1 protein-coding gene and 1 pseudogene are annotated in these 2,189 nt (G+C 39.7%); both read left to right on the top strand.

Going from position 1 to position 2,189, the window contains the following annotated elements; all coding sequences use genetic code 11:
- Window positions 1-754: 754 nt before the first annotated feature.
- Window positions 755-1,663: a hypothetical protein gene (locus tag CDZ78_RS17350; RefSeq protein WP_167374378.1), complete on the top strand. Its 909-nt coding sequence runs from the start codon at window positions 755-757 to the stop codon at window positions 1,661-1,663.
- Window positions 1,664-1,681: 18 nt separating this feature from the next.
- Window positions 1,682-1,870: pseudogene (locus CDZ78_RS23315) on the top strand (hypothetical protein); the annotation flags it as partial.
- Between the last annotated feature and the right edge of the window lie 319 nt (window positions 1,871-2,189).

Raw genomic sequence — 2,189 nt, forward strand, 5'->3', positions numbered from 1 at the left:
GTTAGTATTATTAGCAGGGCTAATTGTTTTCCACCGGGCGGTATTGATTTGGGAAATGAATCAATCTCCTGGGAGGTTGGGAAAGCACATTGGTTTCGTGTACAAAGTAACCATTACTTGAGAGGTACACTAAGACATAGCAGGCTAACTGGTTGGGAATATACGTGGAACAATAATTATACCGCGCATAAAGACACTATTAGTCAGGCACTATGGACTGTTAAAGGGACGCACTGGGGATGGAACTCAAAGTTAGGCAAAGCTTTCGTGATAGGTTACACAAGCACTGACAATTGTAATTTTTAATTAGAATAGTCACTAACTATGTGGGCTTCCCATCTAAGCCGGGACACCCAATAATTTCAAGGGGTGTGCGGCCGAGCAAGGTCGATTATTCCAACGGGTGTAAGTCCCGTTCCGGCAAGGTAGGTCAACCACCGGATAGCAAGCATCGGGCAGGCGGAGGTAACTCCAAATGTTAAGCACGATGGGCGCAAGCCAGCAGGCCGTAAGCGCAAGTTGAAGTGATTTAGCCTCGAAATGATTTTACGTAAGCAGGACGACAGAGTACCCCTTCTGGAAGTCCCCATTCTATGATGCATTCTGACAAGTATCATAGGACTGCTTCGGGGTTGTAAAGCATGGCATGCTGGATATAGGGAATAATCGGCAACTCGGGAGATCCTGAGTTGTCTTTCAAAGAAGCATGGGAAGCCGAAACTAGTGAAAGCTAGTTTCATTAAAAATAGAGGATATGAAGATGAAGAAATGTAAAAAGTATGGGTTTATTATCTTATCAGCACTGCTATTGACAGCTGTCACAGCTTACGCAATAACAGGTTGGAGAAATGAACCTTTAGATAAAACAGAAGATGAAATAGTAGTTGAAACTAATGATGTCCCAAAGGGTAGTATTAAACTTGCGAATAAAAAACCAAAGGAGACTAAGAAGAAAGGTAAACCTAAACCTAAACCTGATAAACATAATCATGATGTTTATGAGTATGATGAAGAGTTAAACTCAGATGGTTCATTAGCAGGACTCCCAGCTGATGTGATGCTTGAGATGATGGAGGAGGGAGTTTCAATAGTTTCATACGAAGATCAACCAATACCTCAACTGTTTAAAGATATGACAAAGAAGGCAGTTGAAGAAATGGAAGAAAGAGGGTACGCGTCGGCTGAGGAATCAGAAGTACGTGATATTGCTAGAGTCCTTGAGCCACACCTTAAACATTTGATGTTACCTTATGAAGAAGCTGCTAACCAACTGGCTACTGAGCCTGCAAACTTAGAAGCTACGCCATTTACGGAAGGGGAACTAATTGGCGCACACATTAGTGGATCTTATCAAGACGGAAAATGGACAAATATATCCCGTTTTTATAAATTTAATGATTTGGGGTTAGTGAAATTCTTTGAGAATGATTATGTTACGAGTAGGGGTAGCGTACAAATGGCTAAAGAGTTAATTAATGAAGAGGTTAACGGTGTACCTGCGATATACAGAGTTAATGTAAGTAACTCAGGGGCTGCTTTAACGTTAGTATCTTGGGCAACTGACTCAAAAGATTATGAACTGTCTGTTGAGAAAAACGGTGCAAAAGATGTAACAGTGAGACAGAGACTCCTAGAATTGGCCCGCTCTGTCCCAGTAGAGTAACAGAGCTTATCTAGGTGGTTCTTAGAAAATGATGAGACACGCTCGCCCGTCATCATGTATTTATTCCATAAGATAGAGAATTTAATTGATGGTCGAAGACTGATTATATTTATGGATGAATCCTGGAAATTATTACAAGATGAATACTTTGAAGACTTAGTTGAAAATAAATTAAAAACCATTCGTAAGCAAAATGGTTTTTTAGTTCATGTGTCTCCATTCCTTGGCTTTCGTATCGTGAACAGGGCAATGATTTCCTTCTTTATCTTTAAACTGGAATCCTCGGGTATATCCAATATGTAAATGGAGTTCTTTGATTGAATTTTCAGTCACCTTCATTTCGACGTTTTTGATTTCCCATGGGCTTTCTAAGCCTAAGGCGAGTGAAAATATTTCGGTGCTATTCATCTTTATAATTTTAGGGCTAAGGGAAATCTACAATTATAGTATTTACACTCAATATGGCATAGACCCATATAATAGATGTACGTGCCATAAGAAATTATCACTTGAATAAAATAACGTT

Origin of the sequence: Bathymodiolus platifrons methanotrophic gill symbiont, assembly GCF_002189065.1 — a bacterium.
Lineage (GTDB): Bacteria > Pseudomonadota > Gammaproteobacteria > Methylococcales > Methylomonadaceae > Methyloprofundus.

Coding starts and splice junctions, on each gene's coding strand:
- CDZ78_RS17350 (WP_167374378.1), top strand. CDS start 755: ATGAAGATGAAGAAATGTAAAAAGTATGGGTTTATTATCTTATCAGCA.